At 67.7% G+C, this 22,840-nt stretch carries 22 protein-coding genes; 12 read left to right on the plus strand and 10 right to left on the minus strand.

Translation table 11 applies throughout. From position 1 onward, the window contains the following. Nucleotides 1-854: 854 nt before the first annotated feature. Nucleotides 855-2,006 carry an alpha/beta hydrolase family protein gene (locus tag ACWPXK_RS11200; RefSeq protein WP_454195996.1) on the plus strand — a complete coding sequence of 384 codons (1,152 nt, stop codon included), beginning with the start codon at nucleotides 855-857 and terminating at the stop codon, nucleotides 2,004-2,006. Between the two features lie 528 nt (nucleotides 2,007-2,534). Further along, the gene (locus tag ACWPXK_RS11205; protein ID WP_454195997.1) at nucleotides 2,535-2,840 is read left to right on the plus strand and encodes a hypothetical protein; all 306 of its coding nucleotides are present in this window, start codon (nucleotides 2,535-2,537) and stop codon (nucleotides 2,838-2,840) included. 45 nt (nucleotides 2,841-2,885) lie between these two features. Here the strand turns inward: ACWPXK_RS11205 and ACWPXK_RS11210 are convergent, their stop codons facing one another. Then, on the minus strand, nucleotides 2,886-3,203 hold the full coding sequence (locus tag ACWPXK_RS11210; protein ID WP_454195998.1) for a hypothetical protein: 318 nt from the start codon (nucleotides 3,201-3,203) through the stop codon (nucleotides 2,886-2,888). Nucleotide 3,204: 1 nt separating this feature from the next. Next, nucleotides 3,205-3,816 (minus strand): hypothetical protein, encoded by a 612-nt coding sequence (locus tag ACWPXK_RS11215; RefSeq protein WP_454195999.1) that lies wholly within the window; start codon nucleotides 3,814-3,816, stop codon nucleotides 3,205-3,207. Nucleotides 3,817-3,924: 108 nt separating this feature from the next. Here ACWPXK_RS11215 and ACWPXK_RS11220 point away from each other — a divergent pair, with 108 nt between their 5' ends. Further along, a complete protein-coding gene (locus tag ACWPXK_RS11220; protein WP_454196000.1) occupies nucleotides 3,925-4,584 on the plus strand; it encodes a hypothetical protein in 660 nt (219 codons plus the stop codon). 554 nt (nucleotides 4,585-5,138) lie between these two features. On the opposite strand, the gene ACWPXK_RS11225 is transcribed toward ACWPXK_RS11220, so the two are convergent. The 5 genes from ACWPXK_RS11225 to ACWPXK_RS11245 form a co-directional block, all read right to left on the minus strand. Then, nucleotides 5,139-5,507: a TIGR02391 family protein gene (locus ACWPXK_RS11225; RefSeq protein ID WP_454196001.1), complete on the minus strand. Its 369-nt coding sequence runs from the start codon at nucleotides 5,505-5,507 to the stop codon at nucleotides 5,139-5,141. Next, on the minus strand, nucleotides 5,420-5,713 hold the full coding sequence (locus tag ACWPXK_RS11230; protein ID WP_454196002.1) for a hypothetical protein: 294 nt from the start codon (nucleotides 5,711-5,713) through the stop codon (nucleotides 5,420-5,422). Before ACWPXK_RS11230 ends, ACWPXK_RS11225 begins: the two co-directional genes overlap by 88 nt. A gap of 201 nt (nucleotides 5,714-5,914) precedes the next feature. Then, nucleotides 5,915-7,099, minus strand: coding sequence for a hypothetical protein (locus tag ACWPXK_RS11235; RefSeq protein WP_454196003.1), 1,185 nt, complete (start codon nucleotides 7,097-7,099; stop codon nucleotides 5,915-5,917). Nucleotides 7,100-7,144: 45 nt separating this feature from the next. Then, entirely contained in the window at nucleotides 7,145-8,164 is a 1,020-nt protein-coding gene (locus ACWPXK_RS11240) for a Gfo/Idh/MocA family protein (protein ID WP_454196004.1), read from the minus strand. A gap of 55 nt (nucleotides 8,165-8,219) precedes the next feature. Further along, a complete protein-coding gene (locus ACWPXK_RS11245) occupies nucleotides 8,220-9,224 on the minus strand; it encodes a LacI family DNA-binding transcriptional regulator (RefSeq protein ID WP_454196005.1) in 1,005 nt (334 codons plus the stop codon). 283 nt (nucleotides 9,225-9,507) lie between these two features. Here ACWPXK_RS11245 and ACWPXK_RS11250 point away from each other — a divergent pair, with 283 nt between their 5' ends. The 7 genes from ACWPXK_RS11250 (at nucleotide 9,508) to ACWPXK_RS11280 (ending at nucleotide 16,877) form a co-directional block, all read left to right on the plus strand. Beyond that, nucleotides 9,508-10,404, plus strand: coding sequence for a TIM barrel protein (locus ACWPXK_RS11250; RefSeq protein ID WP_454196006.1), 897 nt, complete (start codon nucleotides 9,508-9,510; stop codon nucleotides 10,402-10,404). A 9-nt stretch (nucleotides 10,405-10,413) separates the two neighbouring features. Continuing rightward, a complete protein-coding gene (locus tag ACWPXK_RS11255; protein ID WP_454196007.1) occupies nucleotides 10,414-11,424 on the plus strand; it encodes a sugar ABC transporter substrate-binding protein in 1,011 nt (336 codons plus the stop codon). Nucleotides 11,425-11,441: 17 nt separating this feature from the next. After that, entirely contained in the window at nucleotides 11,442-12,491 is a 1,050-nt protein-coding gene (locus ACWPXK_RS11260) for an ABC transporter permease (protein ID WP_454196008.1), read from the plus strand. Further along, entirely contained in the window at nucleotides 12,488-13,270 is a 783-nt protein-coding gene (locus ACWPXK_RS11265; RefSeq protein WP_454196009.1) for an ATP-binding cassette domain-containing protein, read from the plus strand. Before ACWPXK_RS11260 ends, ACWPXK_RS11265 begins: the two co-directional genes overlap by 4 nt. Next, entirely contained in the window at nucleotides 13,267-14,205 is a 939-nt protein-coding gene (iolC, locus tag ACWPXK_RS11270) for a 5-dehydro-2-deoxygluconokinase (RefSeq protein ID WP_454196010.1), read from the plus strand. Before ACWPXK_RS11265 ends, iolC begins: the two co-directional genes overlap by 4 nt. A 145-nt stretch (nucleotides 14,206-14,350) precedes the next feature. Further along, entirely contained in the window at nucleotides 14,351-16,204 is a 1,854-nt protein-coding gene (gene iolD, locus ACWPXK_RS11275) for a 3D-(3,5/4)-trihydroxycyclohexane-1,2-dione acylhydrolase (decyclizing) (RefSeq protein WP_454196011.1), read from the plus strand. A gap of 469 nt (nucleotides 16,205-16,673) precedes the next feature. Further along, entirely contained in the window at nucleotides 16,674-16,877 is a 204-nt protein-coding gene (locus ACWPXK_RS11280) for a cold-shock protein (RefSeq protein ID WP_014987157.1), read from the plus strand. Nucleotides 16,878-16,961: 84 nt separating this feature from the next. Here ACWPXK_RS11280 and ACWPXK_RS11285 read toward each other — a convergent pair whose 3' ends face one another. Continuing rightward, nucleotides 16,962-17,447 (minus strand): TetR/AcrR family transcriptional regulator, encoded by a 486-nt coding sequence (locus tag ACWPXK_RS11285; RefSeq protein WP_454196417.1) that lies wholly within the window; start codon nucleotides 17,445-17,447, stop codon nucleotides 16,962-16,964. Nucleotides 17,448-17,503: 56 nt separating this feature from the next. Between ACWPXK_RS11285 and ACWPXK_RS11290 the strand changes: the two genes are divergently transcribed. Beyond that, nucleotides 17,504-17,659, plus strand: coding sequence for a hypothetical protein (locus ACWPXK_RS11290; protein ID WP_454196012.1), 156 nt, complete (start codon nucleotides 17,504-17,506; stop codon nucleotides 17,657-17,659). Between the two features lie 830 nt (nucleotides 17,660-18,489). On the opposite strand, the gene ACWPXK_RS11295 is transcribed toward ACWPXK_RS11290, so the two are convergent. Continuing rightward, the gene (locus ACWPXK_RS11295) at nucleotides 18,490-20,199 is read right to left on the minus strand and encodes an alpha/beta fold hydrolase (protein ID WP_454196013.1); all 1,710 of its coding nucleotides are present in this window, start codon (nucleotides 20,197-20,199) and stop codon (nucleotides 18,490-18,492) included. 71 nt (nucleotides 20,200-20,270) lie between these two features. Further along, nucleotides 20,271-20,825: a TetR/AcrR family transcriptional regulator gene (locus ACWPXK_RS11300; RefSeq protein ID WP_454196014.1), complete on the minus strand. Its 555-nt coding sequence runs from the start codon at nucleotides 20,823-20,825 to the stop codon at nucleotides 20,271-20,273. A gap of 143 nt (nucleotides 20,826-20,968) precedes the next feature. Between ACWPXK_RS11300 and serA the strand changes: the two genes are divergently transcribed. Next, nucleotides 20,969-22,567 (plus strand): phosphoglycerate dehydrogenase, encoded by a 1,599-nt coding sequence (gene serA, locus ACWPXK_RS11305; RefSeq protein ID WP_454196015.1) that lies wholly within the window; start codon nucleotides 20,969-20,971, stop codon nucleotides 22,565-22,567. Nucleotides 22,568-22,840 lie beyond the last annotated feature (273 nt).

A 22,840-nucleotide genomic window follows, 5' to 3' on the forward strand; every position in this document is an offset into this window, starting at 1 on the left:
GCGGGTGGAGTGGTTGGTGCAGGCGGCGTCGGTGACGTCGTTGGATCGGGACTCATGTTCCCCCCTCGTCTGCCCGGGCTACCCGGGTGATCTGGACATGCGGTCCGTTCACCGTAATCGGATCTCGCCTCGGTGCGCCACCGGCATGCGAGGCCGAGTGTTACCGGCGATCAGATGCCATCGTCGCGGCCGGTGTCGAGAAACGGTTCTTGGACACTCGGCCGTCCGGGCCGGAAGTCGCAGGGCTGTGACTCGCAGCGGTAGATGGCGGTGTTCTCGCACCGTCAGGTGGCGCCGGTGAGACCGAATGTGGGGTCTGTGGTCTGGAGTCGCACGTGTTTGAACGTCCCGTATGGCACGGACGCGCGCGATCTGCTGGGCAAGGCGGCCGGGCGATGGCCTGGGCGGGCCGGCCGTCCCTGCGCCGCGAACGTACCAGACGGCACAGAGCATCCTGACGCCGCAGCGAGCGGTGCGGCCTCGGTGGCAGCCATCCTGTATAGCCGCATGGCGAACCCCGACAAGTTGACATTGGCGCGTACACGGCAACCTTTACAGATCCGGCCTGCGGAAACCTGCTGTGGTCGAGGGTGTCTCGTGAACGATCGTTTCCGGACAATGCTGACAGTTCACCGAGGCTGCGCACGCCGCCCCGCGATTCCTGTCGCGGCACACGCTGCTGTGACTGGCGGGGCGTTCGGTGACAGGGTAGGTGTCAGAGTTAGCAGCTCGGGCGCGGTGACAGAGGTCTTGTAGGGTGGCGGTTCGTTGGCGGACCGAACTCGGGGGTTGTTATGGCGCGCAGAGGTTTACGACGATTCGGGGGCATGGTCATGGTGGCATGGATGGCGACCATGACCACTGTGGCAGCGGCCGGAGCCGCGCCTGATTCGGTGTCAGCCGATGCCGTGGTCGTCTCTCTGCCTTCCCCTACCGGCAAGAACACTGTCGGCGTGACCGAACTTCATCTCACCGACGCCGATCGAAACGACCCGTGGGGCGGAGGCCACCGGGAATTGCTGGTGCAAATCTGGTATCCAGCGCAGGATTCGCGTGCTTCCGCGGCGGCGTGGATGCCGCCGGGCGGGTGGGAGGAGCAAGCCGACTACCTCGCCGAACTCGGCGTCCCGCGCGAACGCTGGTCGCTCGGCCCGAGTCACAGCTACCCGCATCGACCGGCACGCGAAGAAACCGGCAAGTTCCCGGTGTTGTTGAACTCCCCCGGTATGGGCGACGCAACCGGCTGGAGCACCGCCCAAGCCGAGGATCTCGCCAGTCACGGCTATGTCGTGGCCGCGATCAACCACACACACGAGGCGTTCTCGGTCCACTTCCCCGACGGACGGATCGAACACACAGTTGTCCCGCTGGATTCCCCGCAGGAAGTCCTGCGCGATGTCCTGCTCCCGACACGGGTGGCCGACACCCGCTTCGTGCTCGACGAACTCTCCGCCGCCGCCTCCGGGCAGGGATCTCAGGCCACCAGAGCCCTGCCCGCAGGATTGGCTACGAGCTTGGACCTGACGAAGGTGGGAATGTTCGGGCATTCACTCGGCGGCTCGACCACGGTGCAAGCCCTGCACGACGATCCCAGGATCGGTGCCGGGATCAATCTGGACGGGCCGATCCTGGGATCGGTCGCCACCGAGGGAACCGACAAACCGCTGCTCATGCTGGCCGGTGGCGCCTCGCCCTGGTACGGCAACCCTGGCTGGGAGCCCTACTGGTCCAGCAATACCGGCGTAAAGCTGCCCCTGCAGGTGTCGGGCACCGAGCACATGTCCTTCTGCGATCAGCAGACGATCCTGCCTCAACTGACCGCCGCCGGACTGCTCTCGACAGAAACAACAACGAAAGCAGTCGGCAAGATCGACCCCCAGCGCTCGATCGACCTGCAACCAAACTATCTACGCACCTTCTTCGACGCGTCCTTCGGCCGCAACAACACCGGCATCGTCGAGGCGATCACAACCCTGACCCAACCCGAAGTCCTCCCGCGCCCGTAGACGCGCCGCATCCCAGGTGTTCGGCGGCGGCAGGTCCCTGCTCGCAGCGCCAACTATCAGCGCGAGAACACCGCCATCTACCGCTGCGAGTCACACAGGGCCTCAACAAGTTCGTGGTGTCCAAGAAACGTGTGGACCGGGATGCTTACTATCCCCGGCCACCGATCGCTCCATCTTCGACAACTGTGTCTGCTTCGGGAGTGCTCTGGATGTGACCACGGACCGTGCCTGAAACGATCAGCTGACCTTCGTTTTTGATGTTTCCCATACATGCCCCATGCAACGAGACAGTCCCGCCGGGGAGCTATTTCTGTCATGCGCTGCGGTGCGCGTGGAGACAGCTCACCGCGGTAGGAGTCCACCGACCTGCTGTTGCCAGATAGGTGCTCAGCGCCAGGCCGCCGCCGCTGGCCGTAGCCCACGGTCGGGACGCTGCGCGAACCGTCCCGACCGGGCGGCACAGACCGCCTCGCCTGCCCCAGCCCGTTCTGCAGGACGGCGGCCGGTGCGCAATTCGGGGGTGGAGCGGTGACCGACACCGAAACCGTCGATCTGCACGTCATCGCCCGACTCGACGACCCCGCCGGTGCGGTCGCCGACCTCTACAGCTGCGAGCTGTTCTACAACGACGACGGCAGCATCCACGGCCGCCACGTCAGCTGCCGATGGGAGTCCGTTCCCGCCGAACCGGGCGCACCGGTCAGCCTCACTGCGCTGGATGCCGCGCTCACCGCCGCCGGGTACACCCGCACCGGCGACTGGCGCCGCAGAACCACCAACTCCGGCGCGGTGCGGTACTTCACCGTCGCCACCATCCGGATCGAGGACATCTGACCAACACCTGAACACCCTCTGTGCTGGGCTACTTCTTCCCGCCGTTCAGGGACCGAGGATGGCGCGGATCTGGTCCGCAGCGCGGCGCGCGATCTCCTCGTCGACGACCGCGACCGGTTCATCGGTTCCGGCGAACCACTGCGGGCCGACGGTGAATGGTGCGCCGGTGAGGGCGACGCCGACCGGGCCGAGTTCGCAGATGATGGCGTCGCCCGACAGCGGGTCGGACACCACTTCGACGATGATGTACTGGCGCCGGATCCGGTTGTAGTCGTCGGAGCTGACGATCAGGCACAGCATTCCGCCGGGCAGCACCGAGCCCGACGGGGCGTGCCAGACCTCGCCGAATCGGGGAGCAGCCATATCAGCTGGCCGCGCGGCGCTGGGCGATGAGGCCCGCGGTCAGCGTGGTCGCCCGGTCCGGGGTGTACCCGGCGGCATTCAGCGTGGCGCTGTCGGCGGCGATGCGCCGCCGCAGATCGTCACGGTGAACCAGCTGCGCGAGGTAAGCGGAGCGGTCCATGCCTTCCTCTTCGGCGCGGCGGGCGAGGATTGCCAGGGTCTCGTCGTCGAACGACACCGACGTCTTCCGTCCAGCCATACCGCCGAGCATACCGCCATCGGCGGTAGATGTCCGCGTCAGCGGCGCCGGGGCTGACGCAGCTGGGGCCGGCATCCGCTCGAAGAACCTGGCCTGATCTTCCGACGAGGTCACCAGCATCGGAAGATCAGTATGAGCGACTCGATCAACCATCTCCTGCATGGTGTTCGAGCGCGCATCAGCCAAGGTCCTCTGCAGCGCACGACGTTGCTTGACTTCCTTGTTGAACATCGCCTTAGCCGCGTCGGTGGACATCGCGATCCAGTGCGCAGTGAGCGCCGCCTCGAAGCACGCCCGTAGCGTCGGAGTAACGAGCATGAGCGGTTGTTCGCGAACATCGACAGCACTGGCGTTCGGCGGTGAGGCGATGTTCACGAATGATGACAGCGGCGCGTCGTCCCACCTACCGCAGCGGGTCGACGCGCGCCCACCGGCATGAGCGCGTGTTCCTGCGAACTGTCGAGTCGGCGTACTGTCGGCCGCGTGGATCTGCAGCCCGTCGTCGATTCGTCCGAGCGGCTCACGCGCCGGACCGAGTTATTCATTTCGACGCACGGTGTTCGCGGCGAATGCCCCCGGTTGGAGGAGTATCGGGATCGGTGGCTCGAAATCGGCATTCCCGCAACGCAGGTCGACCGTGTCGTCGAGTTTCAGCGGCGGTGGGGCGGGCTGGTCCTGCCGCCGTCTCCAGCCTATGAGGGCGGGCCGAAGATGCTGTGTGCCGAGATGCCGAGTGGGGCACTCGAGCGGGTCGGGTGGTTCGAGGCGGGGGTAGAGCGAGCGTCGATGGCCTACGCGTTCATGATCGGTCCCGCAGGAGAATTCGGCATCGACGGCGATCGGTGGGTGCCACTGCACGCAAGCATCGAAGGATGGATCGAATCGGTTGCGCTGGCTCACCATGCGTCCTACTGGGCCCAGCAGATCAGCACGATTCGCGGTGATGCGATCGACGGGCTGGCATTGAGCACCCTCGAACCCGTGATCGAGATTCGCGGCCTGGCCGACACCTGGTGGCGAGGCCCGGATTCGCTGATCGCGATCTATACGGGAGAGGCCGAATGCTACGACGCGCCAAGGCTCCGTGTCGCCCGCGTCTACGCCGGTCTCGACGAATGGGGACTGAGCGGAGGACGACGGTGATCGTGCCGCGCGCCCACCACCGCGAATGCGTCCGCACATCGGCTATTACCGAGCGTTCGAGGCAGGCGGTGGATGCTCGGCTGAGTCGGACTGACCCCTGCGCGTCATTCGTGAACATCTTCGAAGTGGTGTAGGTGGCGACACACCACCAGGATTCGCGAACAACTGACGTCACAGTTCGCGGACAGAGCCAGCAGTTCGACCAGATTGGGGTCGGATGCCGTGTGGCCGGCGGCCGAAGGGTAGACCATGCGGCCATTCCAGCGGCCGTCCGGCTCGGCCGGGGCGCCCGCGGCTACAGGCCACCCGAGGGTGTAGGAACCGGTGGCCGGTGGCGGGGTCGGTCAGGATCTCGGCCCGCCGGCGCAGCTCGAGCCAGCCGTCGAACCCGGCGTTTCTTCCCGGCACGTGGGCGCGGTGGTCGGTGTCGCACAGCGCGCAGACCGGGGCGGTCCAGGTGCAGTCAGGGAACGCTGACGGCGTTTCGACCGGAGAAAGCGCCGATTTCTAACCGCCGATAAGCAGGAAGAACCGGCGGTCGGTGCACTGGTGCCTTACTCGGCCTTGTGGATCTCGGCCTGGTCTATCCAACGGGCGAACAGGCTCAACGCACACAGTCGCTCCAGCGCGGTCTGTTCGGTCCGCTCGATCTCCTCGTTCGGTCGGTGCCCGATCGGGTTACGAATCGCCGCAAAGCATCCTGCCCCGAAATCCATCACTCCCTGACGCATCGAACCCCGCATCTTGTCAGCCGGGATCTCGTTGTACCGCAGGCGCGGCTTGCCTGCTTCGGGGTCCCGACGCGGCCGACATCGCTCCGGAGAAGATGAACCGTTCAGGATTCCGGCGGGAGTATCGGCGACGTGAACACGTCCTCCAGCGGAGTCGGGCCGGTGTAGCGGCGGCAGTGGCAGCCGACCCACTCCCGCAGGCCGTGAGTGCCCTTACGGGAGATCTCGGCGTGGCAAGTACCTGTGGCGCGGTCGTGCAGCGCCAGGTCGTGGCCGCAACCGCAGCGCGCGGGAAGTTTGTCCCTCGACCCGGCTCGCCGCCGATGCCCGAACCGGCCACATACCCAGCCGACCCCGACCAGGCCGGCGCCTACTGCAAGGCTGAGGGGATCCAACACACTTGCAGTATACGTATACGCATAGCCGCGGTCAGGCGAATTGCAGCGGCTCCGACACCCACAGCGCCAGCCTCCCAGTGCCGGATATCCCACCCGGCTGTTATGGACGAGATGGCCCGACTGCTGGGCCTCGAGCGCGGACCGGACGTGCCGCACCGACGCGTGCAGCGCATCCGTCACGACCTTCGCGGGCCGAACTGATCATTGAGGTGGGAGCCCGAATTCGGATCGGATCGCGGCGAGGAGAACATCGACATCCGGGCCGAAGACGATGGCCGTCTCGTACAGGGTCGTGATCGCCGCGTCCCTGGCATCGGGCTTGGTCGCGTCGACGAGCGTCGGCAGGGCGAAGGACGGCCGGTGGATCGGACCCAGGTCGAAGGGATTCGGTGGCGACTCGGGCGAAACGACGCAGACGAGGGATCCGACCGCATCGTTCCCGTCTGCGTCCACCGGCCCGAAATCCTCCTCGTGCAAACGGTCGAACGCCGCCTCCATGTCGTCGAACGGCGGCGGCAGCGGTCTGTCCTCTCGCAGGGCGATCAAAGCTGTTCGTACCCATGGTCGTTGGGCGATTTCGGCCTTTTCGCAGGCCTGGACGGCGGACCAGTGCGCCAAGCGCCGTAGATCCTGCTCGCCCATCGCGACGATCGCCTCGGCGAGCGCGCGGTCGGAGCGGGACAGCTCTTCAGCGCCGGAGTAATCCCGCAATTCTTCGATCGGCTCTCCGCCCCACCGCTGTCGCTCGGCCGCCGCGGCTCGCTCCGGCAACTCGGAGATGTGCAGCCGGCTGTAATCGCCGCTCTCATCGAGGACCATGACCCATTCGGGCTCTTCGGATTCTGCCGAGGCAGGGCGGTCGGGAATCGGAACATTCTCCGGCACGCCGTATCCGGGCATACTCCACTGCACGGCTGGTAACGGTTCACTGCCGTCGTCCGGCCAGAGCCGGATTCGCCACACGTCGCCGGGTTCGGTGGATCCGGGCCAGCCGTAGTTGACGAATCCGCGGCCACTGACCTCGATCAGATAGTCACCCTCCGGAACCGGACAGTCCGCCGCACCGTCTGTGGGTGACGACAGCTGAAGTATTCCCTCCGGGCCGACTCGCAGTCGCTCCTCGCATACCTGTTGCCACTGGTCCCGATCGCCGGGTGGCCGGGCACCCCACACTTGCACCGTCACCGGCATGCGGAAGTTGTTCTGGTGCGGGCTGAGCACCACCATGGCCGAGCCGTCCGATGCGTAGGGATGTGCCGCCAGCGCGCGGTCGAGGAGATCGAGTTCTTTCTCCGGGTCTCCCAGACCTCCATCAATACAGAACTGTCCATAATCCATGAACAGCTCCACCGTTTCTTCGCTGACCGGATGTGCCGCAGTGCTCATCGCGCCATCCTGACACGCTCTAGGGCGAGGGCGTCATCATGCAGATCAGCGCCGTACCTCGGCTATCTCGACAGCGCGACCTTCCCGCCGGGACAGCTCGCATGCCTCAGCGACGTAGAAAGCTTCGAGCGCGTCCAGACCACTGCAGGGATTGTCGAGTTCGCCGTTGACGACCGCGACGAAGGCGGACAGTTCCTCGGTGTACGCGGGACGAAACCGTTCCATGAAGCTTGCGTAGGCAGGCTGGGAAGAGGGTGCGTAATCGGATTCGACCGATGTGAGCGGTGCGCGGTCGTCCAATCCGACGATGACGTTTCCCTTGGAGCCCAACGCTTCCAGGCGGACGTCGTATCCTGCGCCGTTGTAGCGGGTCAGCGACACGGTCGCCAGCGCTCCGTCGTCCATGCGTAGCAGCACGGCGGCCGTGTCGACGTCGTCGGCTTCGGCGAAGAACGCCGCGCCCCGGTTGGCCCCGAGGGCATAGACCTCGACGATCTCGCGTCCCGTCACCCAGCGGATGATGTCGAAATCGTGCACGCCGCAGTCGCGGAAGATTCCGCCGGACCGCGGAATGTATTCGGCAGGTGGGGGAGCGGGGTCGAGGGTGGTGGCGCGCAACGTGTGTAGCCAGCCGAGTTCGCCGGATCGGATGGCTGCACGCGCGGCGCGGTAGCCCGTGTCGAAGCGACGTTGGAAGCCGATTTGGACGGGGACGGGCGAGTTCTGGATGTGGTCGATGACGGCGAGGGTGCCTTCGATGTCGGCGGCTACCGGCTTTTCGCAGAAGACGGGGATGCCCGCGTCGACGGCGCGGATGATGAGTTCGGGATGGGAGTCGGTGGCCGTGGCGATGATCAGTCCGTCGAGGTCGGCGGCGAAGAGGGTTTCGAGGTCGGGGGCGAATTCGACGCCGAGGTGGGTGGCGGTCGCGCGGGCTCGGTCCGCGTCGGCGTCGGCGACGAGCACGGTGGCGACGTTCGGGAGTTTGGTCAGGGTTTCGGCGTGCGAGGTCCCGATGCGGCCGGTTCCGGCCAGGCCCAGGGTGACGGCTCGGTGGGATGACATCGGCTCTCCTTAGCGGTGGAATCGCGCGGACGCCGAGTTCGGGCTCGGCGGTGGCTCAGTGACCGGGCGCGGCGGTGGTGGCGCGGACGACGAGGGATGGTTGCAGGCGACGGCGGACCGGGGCGGTGCGGCCGTCGCGGAGTCGTTCGGTGAGCGCCTCGACGGCGAGGCGGCCCATCTGGATACGGGGCTGGTCGATGGTGGTCAGGGCGACGTGGCGCAGCGCGGCGAGCGAGGTGTTGTCGTAGCCGACGACCGAAACGTCTTCCGGCACGCTCAATCCCGCTTCCTCCAGCGCGGACATCGCGCCCACGGCGTTGAAGTCGTTGCCGCAGATCAGCGCGGTGGGAAAGTTGTCGCGGGAGAACAGGTTCAGCAGTTTGCGCACCGCGGCCATGCCCGCGGAGTCGGTGTGTTCGCTCGGCACGACCATCGGCTCCAAGCCGTGACGTTGCATGGCCGCCCGGTAGCCCTTGCGGCGTGGCGCCGATGTGAAAGCGCCGCCGCCATCGAGATGCACGAGGCGCCGATGGCCGAGGGAGACCAGGTGATCGACGGCGAGACCGGCGCCGATCTCGCCGTCGTCGTTGACCGTGTCGATGTCGGGGACGGTGGAGGTGCGGGAGACCAGCACCAGCGGAGCCTGCTGCGCCGCTTCGCGGATAGCGGCGGCGGGCAGGATGGGCGACAGCAGGATGATGCCCCCGGGCCGGAAGGACAGCAGGCTTTCCAATGCGGTCCGCTCGCGCGCGGCACTGCGGCGGCCGGTATTGAGGATCAGCTCGAGGCCGGATTCCTGGGCGGCGGCGTCCATGCCTTCGACCACGTCGGCGAAGAAGGCGTTGCGCAGGTCGGAGACCATGACGCCGACGATGTTGGACGTCCGGCTGGCCAGCGAGCGCGCCATGATGTGCGGTTGGTAGCCGAGGTCCTTCGCCGCGTCCAGGACGGCACGGCGGCGGTGCTCGCTGACCTTGGGCGAGTTGCGCATGACGAGCGAGACGAGGGCACGAGAAACGCCTGCGCGCGCGGCGACATCCTCCATGGTGGGTCGCGCCATATCGCCTCCGTTCCGAGTTCGTCTGATCTATCGGGTCGGTCCGGATGCTGGACCCGCCGGACCGGACGATACAAGATCCCAGCATCCGAAACAATAGAGCGCTCTAACTGGACTTTCCGGACGCTCGATTGCATTGCCTTTCAGGCTAGATCTGGAGTATCAGCTGGTAGTGGCGCTTTGACCGACGAAGCGAAAGCTCTTGACACACTATGACCTACGTTACATAGTTGGAGCGCTCCAATAGAGCGGAGTCACCTCGACATCGAAGGTCGGAGAAGTGCCGATGACCGAATCCCTCTACCCGCCGCGCATCGCGGCCGCGCCGATCTCCTGGGGAGTCTGCGAGGTCCCCGGCTGGGGCCACGTGCTCGACGCGCGCACCGTTCTGTCGGAAATGGCCGCACTCGGCCTGTCCGCCACCGAACTGGGCCCACCCGGCTACCTACCGCGCGACCCCGCTGAACTGCGACGGTTGCTCGACACCTTCGGCCTGACAGCGGTCGGCGGGTTCCTCGCGGACGTGCTGCACCGCGATCCGCAGGACGTCATCGCGCGGGCCGACGACACCGCATCGCTGCTGGCCGCAACCGGCGCGGAAGTCCTCGTACTCGCCGCCGCGACCGGACTCGGTGGATACGACGCGCGCCCGCAACTTGACGACACAGAATGGCGAACCCTGGTCGACACGGCCGCCGCGATCCGCGATGTCGCCGCCGCGCACGGCCTGCGCACTGTTCTGCACCCGCACGTCGGCACCCACGTGGAGAGCCAGCCGGAGGTCGAACGGTTCCTCGCCGACTCCGATCTCGACATCTGCCTGGATACCGGGCACCTGCTCATCGGCGGCACCGACCCCGTGCGCCTCGCTCAACGGCATGCCGAGCGAATCGGGCACGTTCACCTCAAGGACGTCCGCGGCGCACTGGCCGACCAGGTGCGCGCCGGGGACCTGGAGTACAGCGAGGCGGTGCGTCGCGGCTTGTATGTCCCGCTGGGCGAGGGCGATGTCGACGTCGCAGCGCTCATGCGATGCATGCAGGCCGCGGGCTATCGGGGGTGGTACGTGCTGGAGCAGGACGCCGCGCTGCGCCCGACCGACTCGGCGCGGCAGTCCAGCCGTGACGCCGGACGCAGCTTGCGCTACCTGGCGGACATCGCGCTCGCCGCGGCAGGAATCTAGTGGGAAGCGATGACAACGATGTCTCTGAGACCACAGCGCGACGCGACCACGTGGCGCTTCAGTCGCATGCTGCCGTGGGTCGCCGCGGCCGCCCTCTTGGCCGCGTGCACCGGCCCTGGCGCCGACGCGCCCGCTCCTTCACAAACCCCGATCGCCGTTGGGACGGTGAATTCGGTCGCTGTCGTAACCCACGGCAGCCCCGGTGACGCGTTCTGGAACGTCGTCAAGAACGGAGCGGAGGCCGCGGGCAAGGATCTGGGCATCCGCGTGGAGTACAACGCCTCGGGCGATCCCGGTCAGCAGGCGAAGCTGATCGACAACGCGGTGGCGCAGGGTGTCGACGGCCTCGTCGTCTCGATGGCCAATCCCGAGGCGCTGCGACCATCCGTGGAAAAGGCTGTGGCCGCGGGCATTCCGGTGGTGACGATCAATTCCGGTGAGGCCGAGAGCGCGAAGTTCGGCGCGTTCGTCCACGTGGGCCAGAGCGAAGCGCTGGCGGGTCAGGCAGCGGGCCGGCGACTGGCCGACGCCAAGCGCACCAAGATGCTGTGCGTCATCCACGAGGCGGGCAATATCGGCGCGAACCAGCGTTGCGAAGGCGCGACGAAGGCTTTCGGCAACGCGACCACCCTTCAAGTCGACATCAACAACCCGACCGACGCGCAGTCGAGGATCAAAGGCGCGCTGGAGGCCGACCGGTCCATCGACGCGGTCCTCACACTGAACTCCCAAGTCGCCGCGCGAGCCGTCGACGCGGTGCGGGAAGCGGGCTCGGCAGCCACCGTCGCCACCTTCGATCTGAATTCCGATGTGGTGGAGGCACTCCGGGCGGGCAGGCTGCTGTTCGCCGTCGATCAGCAGCAGTACGAGCAGGGCTACCTGCCGATCGTGCTGCTGCGGCTGTACCGGGCGAATCTGAACACCGTGGGCGGCGGCACGCCGGTGCAGACCGGCCCCGGCTTCGTCGACAAGAGCAACGTAGAAGCCGTCGCCGCGCTCGTCGCGCAGGGCACGCGCTGAGGTCGGGAGTGGATGAAATGACCGTTGCGACAAAGACATCCGACACGACACAGGAGCGATCGGCGGGCCTCTCGCCACTCCAGCGCTTGGCCGTACGGCCGGAGATCGGCGCGGCGCTGGGCGCGCTGCTGGTATTCGTGTTCTTCTCGATCATCACCGACCGATTCCTGAGCCCGCTCGGCGTGGCGACCTGGCTGGACGACGCGTCCACGCTCGGCATCATGGCGGTTGCCGTGGCCCTGCTGATGATCGGCGGCGAGTTCGACTTGTCGGCGGGCGTGATGACCGCCTCCACCGCGCTGGTCACCGCGTTGCTCGCGGTGCACGCCGGGTGGAACGTGTGGTTCGCGCTGCTGGCCTCGCTGGTATTGGCGCTGGCGGTCGGGGCGTTCAACGGCTGGGTGGTCATGCGTACCGGCCTGCCCAGCTTCATCGTCACGCTGGGCACGTTCCTTGCCCTACAGGGCCTGAATCTCGGCGTGACGCGGCTGGTCACCGGCACGGTCCAGGTTTCGGGTGTGCGGAGCGCCGACGGTTACCAGTCGGCGGGCTGGGTGTTCGCCTCGACGCTCGACATCGGCGATGCGCACATCCAGGCGTCGGTGGTCTGGTGGATCGTGCTGACCGCTATCGCCGCGATCATCCTGGTGCGCACCAGCTTCGGCAACTGGATCTTCGCGGTGGGTGGCGCGCTACCGAGCGCCCGCGCGGTCGGCGTGCCCGCGGACCGCACCAAGATCCTGCTGTTCATGGGCACCGCGTTCGCGGGCTGGGTGGTCGGCTCGTGCAACATCCTCCGGTTCGCGAGCGTGCAGGCCAACCAGGGTGTCGGGCTCGAACTGCACTACATCATCGCCGCCGTGGTGGGCGGGTGCCTGCTGACCGGCGGATTCGGTTCCGCGGTCGGCGCCGCGATCGGCGCGCTGATCTTCGGCATGGCGCGCCAAGGCATCGTGTTCGCTCGCTGGGACAGCGACTGGTTCATGCTGTTCCTCGGCGTGCTGTTGCTGGCGGCGGTGCTGGTCAACAACAGATTCCAGAAACGAGCCGAAAGGGTACGCCGATGACTCCCCTCATCGAGGCCGTTGACCTCGGCAAGAGCTACGGCGGCGTGGTCGCGCTGCGCGAGGTGTCCACCGTGGTGAACGCGGGGGAAGTGACCTGCGTGCTCGGCGACAACGGCGCGGGCAAGTCGACGCTGATCAAGATCCTGGCCGGGGTGCACCAGCACGACCGCGGGGAGCTGCGCGTCGAAGGTGAAACGGTCCGGTTCTCCTCGCCCCGGGAGGCATTGGATCGCGGCATCGCCACGGTGTATCAGGATCTCGCGGTGGTGCCGTTGATGAGCGTATGGCGCAACTTCGTGCTCGGCTCCGAACCCACCGTCGGATACGGACCCATCCGGCTGCTGGATCGCAAGAAGGGCCAGCAGATCGCACGAACAGCCTTGGCCGACATGGGAATCGACATCCGCGACCTGGAGCAGCCGGTAGGCACGCTGTCCGGCGGCCAGCGGCAATGCATCGCCATCGCGCGCGCCGTGCATTACGGGGCGAAGGTGCTGATCCTGGACGAGCCGACCGCCGCCCTGGGTGTGAAACAGGCCGGTGTGGTGCTGAAGTACGTCGTGCAGGCGCGCGAACGCGGTCTCGGCGTCGTGCTCATCACGCACAACCCGCACCACGCCTATCCGGTCGGCGACCGGTTCCTGTTGCTCAAGCGGGGCGCGATGCTCGGTTCGTACGAGAAATCGGAGATCGACCTGCCGGAACTGACCCGCCAGATGGCAGGTGGGGCGGAACTGGACGCTTTGCAGCACGAACTGCAGCGGGTGATGGACTCGTGACCGAGCTGGAGGCGCTGACCATCGGCCGGGTCGGGGTGGACCTCTATCCGGAACAGAGCGGTGTCGCCCTGGCGCAGGTGCGCAGCTTCGCGAAGTTCTTGGGCGGGACCGCGACGAACGTCGCGGTGGCCGCCGCCCGGCTCGGCCACCGCTCGGCGGTGCTCACCAAGGTTGGACCCGACGGCTTCGGCGATTTCGTGCGGACCGCGCTGGAGGGTTTCGGCGTCTCCTCCCGCTACGTGACGACCGCGCCGGACCTGCTGACCCCCGTCGTGTTCTGCGAGCTCACCCCGCCCGCCGATCCGCCGCTGCTGTTCTACCGAGCGCCGATCGCGCCGGATCTCACCATCACCCCGGAGGAAGTGCCCTGGGACGCGGTGGATTCCGTGCCACTGCTGTGGGTCACGGGCACCGGCGTGAGCGCCGAGCCGGGCCGGGGCACGCAGCGCGAGATCCTGCTGCGGCGCGCGCGACGCGGGCACACCGTGCTCGACCTGGACTACCGGCCGATGTTCTGGCCCGACGCCGACACCGCACGGGCCGAGATCGGCTGGATGCTCGACCACGTGAACGTGGTGGTCGGCAACCGCGCCGAGGTCCAAGTGGCGGTGGGCACCGCGGACCCGGACGCGGCGGCCGACCGGCTGCTCGCACGGGGTGTGCGGCTCGCGGTGATCAAGCAGGGCGCCGACGGAGTGCTGGTCGCCACCGACTCCGAGCGCTGGACCGTGCAGCCCTGCCGGGTGGAGGTCGTGTGCGGGCTCGGCGCGGGCGACGGATTCGGCGGTGCATTGATCCACGGTCTGCTCTCGGACTGGGACCCGCGCCGCATCGCCACCTACGCCAACGCGGCGGGGGCGCTGGTGGCCGCACGTCTCGCCTGCGCCGACGCGATGCCTACCGCCGCGGAAATCGAGGAATTGCTGTGCGGTTGACCGCTGGGCATGTGACCGACGAACGCCGGCGCGAGCCGCCGCACGTCCGGGCGACACACCCTGCCGAGCGGGCCTCTGTGCTGTGCGCGCGATGGGACGCCGAACCGATCGACCGCCCGGTCACCACTAACGAAGGAGGGTTCGGATGAAACTGACCGCGGCGCAGGCGCTGGTGGCCTGGCTGGTCGCCCAGCGCTCCGAAACACTCGACGGCCGCGAGGTGCCGCTTTTTCCCGCCGTTTTCGGCATCTTCGGGCACGGCAACGTGCTCGGCCTCGGTACCGCGCTGCACGAACGGCGCGACGAACTCCCGGTCTGGCGCGGACACACCGAAGAGGGGATGGCGCTCGCGGCCGTCGGCTATGCCAAGGCCACGCATCGGCGTCAGGTCGGCGTCGCGACCTCGTCGATCGGTCCCGGCGCGCTGAACATGGTGACTGCGGCAGGCGTCGCACACGCGAATCGCCTTCCGTTGCTGCTACTTCCGGGAGACACGTTCACCGGCCGGGCGCCCGATCCTGTCCTGCAGCAGGTCGAGCACTTCGGCGACGCCACCGTCACGGTGAACGACGCGTTCCGCGCGGTGAGCCGGTATTTCGACCGCATCACCCGCCCGGAACAGCTGATCTCCACCCTGCCCCAAGCCGTTCGGGTGCTCACCGACCCGGCCGACGCCGGTCCGGTCGTTCTCGCGCTCCCGCAGGACGTCCAAGCCGAAAGCTACGACTTCCCCGACGCGCTCTTCGCGCCGGTCGTGCACCGCTTGGCGCGGCCTCGCCCCGACCAGCGCGCCCTCGCCGACGCCGCCGCCACGCTGCACGCCGCGCGCCGCCCACTGCTGGTGCTGGGCGGCGGTGTCCGCTATTCGGGCGCCGGGCACACCGTGCTGGATTTCGCCGAGCGTCATGGCATTCCGATCGTGGAGACCACCGCGGGCCGCACGCTGGTGCCGCACGACCATCCGCTGTACGCGGGACCGTTGGGTATCACCGGCTCGGCGTCGGCGAACGCGATGGCCGCCGAGGCCGACGTGGTCCTCGCGGTCGGGACCCGATTGCAGGACTTCACCACCGCGTCCTGGACCGTCTTCGCCCCGGACGTTCGCCTGGTGACGATCAACGTGGCGCGGTTCGACGCCGTCAAGCACGGCGCCCTCGCGGTGGTCGGTGACGCCGACGCCACCGTGCGCGAACTGGCCGACCAGCCGGGGGAGTGGCGCCTCGATCCGGAGTGGACGGCGCGCGCCGCGGCGTTGCGCAGCACCTGGGACGCGCACATCGACAAACTGCGCGCGCCGACCCCGGGCATGCCGAGCTATGCCCAGGTCGTCGGCGCGGTGAACGACCTGAGCGGGCCGAGCGACTACGTGATGACGGCCTCCGGCGGCCTGCCCGGCGAACTCGTGGGCGGCTGGCGCGCGACGGGCGGCGCACCCACCATGGACGTGGAGTACGGCTTTTCCTGCATGGGCTACGAGCTCGCGGGCGCGTGGGGCGCGGCCATGGCCCATACCGATGGCGTGGTCACGACGCTGCTCGGGGACGGCTCCTATCTGATGCTGAACTCGGAATTGTTCTCGGCCGCCTTCGCCGGGCACCCGTTCGTCGCGGTGGTCTGCGACAACGACGGCTACGGCGTGATCGCCCGCCTGCAAGAAGGCCAAGGGGGCGCCCCGTTCAACAACTTCTACGCGAATTGCCGTACCACCCAGGAGCATCCGCCCCGCGTCGACTTCGCCGGTCATGCCGCGGCCCTGGGCTGTTCCGTCTTCACGGCTGTCGACCTGGACGAATTCCGCGACGCCTACGCGCGGGCGCGCGCCGCCGCCGCTGCCGAATCCCGTCCGGCCGTGGTCGTGGTGCGGACACAGCCGTCGGCGTGGACCGAGGCGGGCGCCTGGTGGGAGGTCGGCGTGCCCGAGCACCTGCCGGGCCGGGTCGACTACGACGAGACCAAACCGCGCCAGCTGCGCTATCTGCGTGGCGTGAACAGAACTTAACGAACGGTGCGCCCGACGGTCGGCCGGCGTACGCTGAACTGTCGGAGTCTGCTGTGCTGTAGGCTGTAAACCGTTGGGACACAACGAAACTGGTAACAGAAGACCGGTGCCGAGCCGCGTGGACAAAGGAAACGTCCATGGTGCCGGACGCGGTGGCCCATGCGATCGGGATGTGCTCGTCGAAGACGGCGGCGGGCCCATCCGGCGAGTAGTGCGGGTACCCGAGTGCTGTTCCGGAGAGCGGTCGTCCGGATCGGGTACCGATCGAGCGTGGGAGGTGACAGACGCGGCCCGCCGTGAGCGAGCACTCGCGCACGACGCCAGCCGAGCGCCAAGGAGAGTAAAGTCGTGAGCGTTAGCTCACAGTTAGTGGACCGAACGTGAGTAATTCGTCGGATCATGGCATCGTTGATCTACGAGACCGGGGCATATCGATGAACACACCTGGCTCGTCTACAGAAAGTATGAAATGGCTCAAGGCATTGTGAAGTGGTTCAACAGCGAGAAGGGCTTCGGCTTCATCGCGCAAGACGGCGGGGGCCCCGACGTCTTCGTGCATTACTCGGCTGTGAGCGGCTCAGGTTTCCGGTCCCTCGATGAGGGGCAGCGCGTGGAGTTCGAGATCGGCCAGGGACAGAAGGGTCCCCAGGCCCAGGACGTCCGCGTTCTCTGATCGCGACTTAGCTTCCGAAAGGCTCCGCACCGAACGGTGTGGGGCCTTTCCCTTGTTCAGGAGCTTTTCACTGCGCCGATCGCCTCAGGCGGGCTGGGCGCGCAGCGCGTCGAGCAGGCGGTGCAGTGCGGTAGTGGTCTCGGCGAGCGTCCCCGGATCGTCGGTCGAGGCGAGCCAGAGCGCGGCCTCGTTCATCGCGCCGGACAGCAGGTGGGTCAGCGGTTCGATCGGTCGCCGCGCGAGCACACCTTCCTCCACCAGCGTATGTAGCGCCTCGCCGAGGTGGCGGGCGGAATTGGCCTCGTCCATGGCTGGCCATTCGTGCCAGCCGAGTACCGCGGGGCCGTCCACGAGCATTATCCGCTGAATCTCCGGAGCGGTGCAGGTGGCCAGAAATGCCTCGCAGCCCGCGACCAGCCGGGACCAAGCGTCGGACTGGGCCTCCGCAGCCGTGGCGACCCGCTCGCCGACCTCTTGCCGTACCTGGTCGAGCACCGCTCGGAACAGCGCGGCTTTGCTGTCGAAGTTGTGGTAGAGCGCGCCTTTGGTCACCCCCGTTGCCGCGACTATCTCTCAAAGACCCACGGCGCCATACTCTTTCGCCGCGAAGAGTAGTCGGCTCATGCATGGGCATCCGCACCGAGGAATTCGGTCGGCGCCACTTCATCGTCGCCGACCCCGGCGGCGTGCTGATCGACGTGATCACCGAGGTTCCGCCGAGCCGGGAGTACGCCGAGCAGTTCAGTGCCGACTACATGGCCGAGAAGTTCGGGGCGAGCTGACCGTGCGTGACCGCCGGTGCGGAATGTCCCGTGTCGCCGTCGCCACGGGGGCGTTCCGACGATGTGGCGCGGATCACTGTCGGCTGGACCGGGCCACTAATAGCGCGAATCCGGTTCCGGCCTCGGATATCGCCGCCGCCATGGCTCCGATATTTACAGGGTCTGAACAACGAGGGAATCGGCAGTTATTCGGAAGCTCTATTGTTGAATGGTCCGCCTCGGGCGGGACGGCTGCCCGGGATTTCCGGGTAATCGGCGGTGGGCGAATTCTCAGAATATTCTCATAGAGTCCTTAGTTTAGAAAACGATTCGCGCCAGAGCACTGCCATGACCTGGTCAAACGACTAAAAGTGCAGCGTATTGCCATGATCGAGAGTGGCATGAATCACGATCGGTATGACGACGTGCCCTGCATCACTAATTATTCGAATTCCGTAACCGTCGCGGTCCGGCCCTCGATGTGCTCCATGTCAGCCAGTTCGACTGGGTAATATTCCGAGGAAAGGTATTTCCATGATCCCCGTTATCATCGACACCGGTAGCGCTGCTGTGAACGGTCTTTTCAACACCCTCGGCGCCGCGCTGCACGGTCTCGTCGACACTCTGTGGACGGGCTCCTTCGGCGGCCGCTGACCGACGTGACGGTCGAGGAGATCGACCGGTTCTCGCGCCGGCGGATGGCGTGATCGAGCGGGCCCCCGCACCGAGCTGGCGCGGGGGCCCGCCGCTGTCCGAGGTCCGCCACCCACCAACGGCACGGAGGTCGCAGAGGGCGCGCTGTGGCTGCCGACGTTCGCGCGAGTTCGGACCCGGGTGACGCTCGAGTGAGATCAGTTGCGAGCGCCGACGGTGGACATCCGGACGAGTTCGGCCGCAAGCTGCTCCGGATGGGTCAGCTGCGGGTAGTGCCCGGTGCCCTCGATCGAGATCGACTCCCTCGATGTCGGGATGGTGATCGGATCCGCGGAACCGTTGACGATTCGCACCGGCACATCGACCCGGTCGAGCAATGCGCGCAACTCCTCGCGCCGCGCGGAGGCGCTCGCGCGGCGCAGCGCGCCAATGGTTCGTGCGGCGACACCGGGTCTGCGTAGATTCGCCGCGGCGCTCGTGATCGCCGGGCTTTCGGGCACGCCGAGCCGTTTCGCCAAGGCGGCGGCCGAGATTCGGCGCAGTGCCGGTGTCATCAGCGGCGAGCGCAGCAGCATCCCGGCCCGTGGTTGCAAGAACGCGGGCGCCACCAGGACCACACCGGAGATCCGTTCCGGATGCTCGGCCGCGTAACGCAGCACCGGCCCGCAGCCGAGCGAATGGCCGACCAGCACCGGCCGGGTATGGACCGAGGCGAGCAACCGCGGCAGCGCCGCATCGATGTCGCCGGGCGCCGAACGCCCGAGCCCGGGAAGGTCGATGGCGAGACTCGGCCCGTCCAATTCGGCGCGCACCGTGTTCCAGGACTCGCCGTCCAGCGGAAGGCCGTGCGTCAAGACGTAAGCCGGACGTTCACGTTCACCGCTCACCCAGACGCCGTGGTCGAATCCGGCGGTCGGATCGTCCATCACCGCGCCGAAACGGCTGGCCACGAGATGATCGGCCCACGCGAGAATGGTCGCTTCGGTCGGCGGCATGGTGAGCCCGGCGCGTCGCGCGACCTCCTCCGCCGCGGAAGTGTCGTAGCGGTCGTCGGCGATGAAGGTCATCGTCTCCGGATCGGCGCCGGTCAACGCGCGGGGAAGCTTGGAGATCACGCCGGCCGGAATCGAGAACCGTGGTGCACGGACCCCCAGGTGGTCTGCCACCAGCCGAATCAGCTTCGGCAACACCGGAGTCGCTCCGTCGAGGACGGTGTAGGACCGGCCCGCGGTATCGGGGAGGGCGGGCAGGCTGATCAGGAAATCGGTGAAGTAGTCCAGGTCGACGATCGGCACGAAGGTCTCCGCGCCGCCGGGAATCGCCGGGAGCTTTCCATTCCACAGATCCTCGACCATGCTCGATAACCCGATGTACTGGCCGGGGCCGATCACACTGCTCGGGTTCGCGATGGTCAGCGCGACGCCGAGTTCGGCCGCGCGCCGACGCAGCAGCGGATCCGACTCGAACTTGGACGCGCCGTACGCGCCGTTCTCGTAATGCTGTTCCTCGGATTCCTCGACGGTGATCCGGTATCCCGTGATGTGCACGACGCGCCGGAGGTCCGGCAGGGCTGCCGCCCAGTCGAGCACGCGCAGCGCCCCGGTGACATTGACCGCGTACGCGTCCTCGGGCGCGAGTCCGAAGGCGAAGCGGGCCGCGCAGTTGTACACGTCGCGGATGCCGGAGGAGTCGAATCCGGCGGGCAGGCCGAGATCCGGCGCGGTGACATCGCACGCGACGATCTCCAGCCTGCTCGCCTCCACTCCGCGTCTGCGCAGCCAGCCGGTGAGCCGCTCCTCGCTCCCCGGCCGCAATGCGGCGGCGACGGAATGTCCCTGCGCGAGCAAGCGGGCGACCGCGTTGCGGCCGAGGAATCCCGCGGCGCCGAACACGATGCTGTCGGACATGAGATGCTCCTTGCTAGACCGGTCTACATATTCTGTGGACCTGCGAAAAGATGGGTGTGGGGCTATTGGGTTCAGAGCAGGTTGCGCAGGGTGCGCTCCACCCGTTCCAGGGGTTCGCGGCTGCGTTGCGCACGAGCCAGTAGGAGCGCGCCTTCGACCATCGCGAGCACCCCGGCGGCCAAGTCGTCGGCGTCGTCACGGCCGTCGGCCCGCAGGCGGATGCGCAACGCCTCCTCCCATGCCGTGTAGGCGGCGGCGCACTCGGCTTGGATCGGGTCGTTCGCGGCCGCCACGTCCAGGGCGACCGTGGCGACCGGGCAGCCCTGCTGCCAGTCGGAGGCTTCCAGGCGATCGCCGAACGCTTGCAGCAGCCTGGTCGCCGCCGCGGCGGTATCGCCGGGCTCGATGGTGTCGATCAGCGCCGCGATGTCCTTGCCCGCCTGGGCGATCGCCACCGCGACCAATTCGTCCTTGCCGCCGGGGAAGTGGAAGTACAACGAGCCACGCGGCGCGCCACTGGTCGCGAGGATCTGGTTGAGGCCCGCGCCGTAGTAGCCGTGCCGCTCGACCAGCGCCCGCGTCGCGTCGACCAGTTTGCCGCGGGTCTCGGTGCCTTTCACGCCCATGCCAAGACTGTAGACCGGTCTGCATATTTTTGCCAGCGTGGTGACTGAGGACAGCCGCCTACCAGGTGGTAGGAGCGGCCGAAACCGCGCGCACTAAGCTGGTCGGCGGAAATTGCCGACCCCATTCCCCAGGAGTAACCCACGTGAGCCAAGCAGGCCGTCCTGTAGTTCTGATCGCCGACAAGCTCGCCCAGTCGACCGTCGACGCGCTCGGTGACGGTGTCGAGGTTCGGTGGGTCGACGGTCCCGACCGGCCGGCCCTGCTGGCCGCGGTGCCCGAAGCCGACGCGCTGCTCGTACGCTCGGCGACCACGGTCGACGCCGAGGTCCTGGAAGCCGGGAAGAACCTGAAGATCGTCGCCCGCGCCGGCGTCGGCCTGGACAATGTCGACGTGCCCGCCGCCACCGAGCGCGGCGTCATGGTCGTGAACGCACCCACCTCGAACATCCACACCGCCGCCGAGCACGCGGTCACCCTGCTGCTGTCCGCCGCGCGCCAGATCCCCGCCGCCGACGCCACCCTGCGCGAGCACACCTGGAAGCGCAGCAAGTTCAACGGTGTGGAGATCTTCGGCAAGACCGTCGGCGTGGTCGGTCTCGGCCGCATCGGTCAGCTCTTCGCCGCGCGCCTGGCCGCCTTCGAGACCAAGGTCGTCGCCTACGACCCGTACGTCTCACCGGCGCGCGCCGCGCAGCTCGGCATCGAGCTGCTGCCCCTCGACGAACTGCTCGAGCGCGCCGACCTGATCTCCATCCACCTGCCGAAGACCCCCGAGACCAAGGGCATCATCGGCAAGGAGGCCATCGCCAAGACCAAGCCGGGCGTGATCATCGTCAACGCCGCCCGCGGCGGCCTGGTCGACGAGGCCGCGCTGGCCGAGGCGATCAAGTCCGGTCACGTGCGCGCCGCCGGCTTGGACGTCTTCGAGACCGAGCCGTGCACCGACAGCCCGCTGTTCGATCTGCCGCAGGTCGTCGTGACCCCGCACCTGGGCGCCTCCACCTCCGAGGCCCAGGACCGCGCGGGCACCGACGTCGCCAAGTCGGTGCTGCTGGCTCTGGCCGGGGAGTTCGTGCCCGGCGCGGTGAACGTCACCGGCGGCACCGTCAGCGAAGAGGTCGCGCCGTGGCTGGACATCGTGCGCAAGCAGGGTGCCCTGCTCGGCGCGCTGTCCAACGAGCTGCCGGTCAGCGTCGAGGTCCAGGTGCGCGGCGAGCTGGCCTCCCAGGAGGTCGGCGTGCTGGAGCTGTCCGCGCTGCGCGGCATCTTCTCCGCGCACGTCGAGGACCAGGTCACCTTCGTCAACGCGCCGGCCCTGGCCAAGGACCGCGGGATCAGCACCCAGGTCGCCACGGCGTCGGAGAGCCCGAGCCACCGCAGCGTGGTCGACCTGCGCGCCGTCTTCGGCGACGGCTCCACCCTGAACGTGGCGGGCACGCTGACCGAGCCGCAGCTGGTGGAGAAGATCGTCAACATCAACGGCCGCAACTACGACATGCGCGCCGAGGGCCTCAACCTGGCCATCCTGAACTACGAGGACAGGCCGGGCGCGCTGGGCAAGATCGGCACCAAGCTCGGCGAGGCCGGGATCGACATCCTGGCCGCGCAGCTGACCCAGGACGTGGACAAGGAAGGCGCGACCGTGGTGCTGCGGGTCGCCCGCGAGGTGCCCGGCGATGTGCAGGCCGCGATCGCCGAGTCGGTCGGCGCGGGCAAGATCGTCCTGGTCGATCTGTTCTGATCGGATCGGGGGTCACCCCCCGAGAGCGGAGAAGCTGACGCCGCGCGCGACGAATTCGTGCGCGGCGTCGCTTGTCGGTCGGCCCGTGGCCCCGTGCCTATTGGTCGGGACGTGACCGGTGCCTGTCGGTCGGGACGTGAGCGGTGCCTGTCGGTCGGGACGTGAGCGGTGCCTGTCGGTCGGGACGTGAGCGGTGCCTGTCGGTCGGGACGTGAGCGGTGCCTGTTTGCCGGTCCCGGATCGGCCTCTGTAGCTCCCTCCGGGTCCGCCCAG

The sequence above is a fragment of the Nocardia sp. Marseille-Q1738 genome, from assembly GCF_965283145.1.